The following is a 279-nucleotide window of genomic DNA, read 5'->3' as shown; positions in this document are numbered from 1 at the left end:
AGCCGAGGTAGTCGGGCACGGAGGCGCTGAGGTCGAAGCTGTAGGGGTTGACCGACGGATCACCGGATCCGGTGGTCGGTCCGATGTTGAACGAGACGATCTTGTTCTGCGTGAGGATCGGCAGCATGGCCTCGGTGATCGTCGAGGGACCGGAGTTCATCACCAGGTCGGGCTTGCCCTCGGTCGCGATGTACTCGCGCAGCTTCGTCACGGCCACCGTCGGGTCGGCGTTGTCCTCGAGGTGGGTGATCTCGACCTCGCGGTCGAGGATCCCGCCCA

The 279-nt window shown here is 64.9% G+C and carries 1 protein-coding gene; it reads right to left on the bottom strand.

The window, feature by feature from the left end; all coding sequences use genetic code 11:
• Nucleotides 1–279: ABC transporter substrate-binding protein (locus SB658_RS23305; protein WP_410602650.1), on the bottom strand; the 279-nt coding region annotated here is incomplete at both ends.

This window comes from Bacillus sp. SIMBA_008 (genome assembly GCF_046535495.1).
Taxonomy (GTDB): Bacteria; Bacillota; Bacilli; order Bacillales; family Bacillaceae; genus Bacillus; species Bacillus subtilis.
Note: the sequence above shows the minus strand (reverse complement) of the source record. Positions and strands in the feature narration are given on the sequence as shown.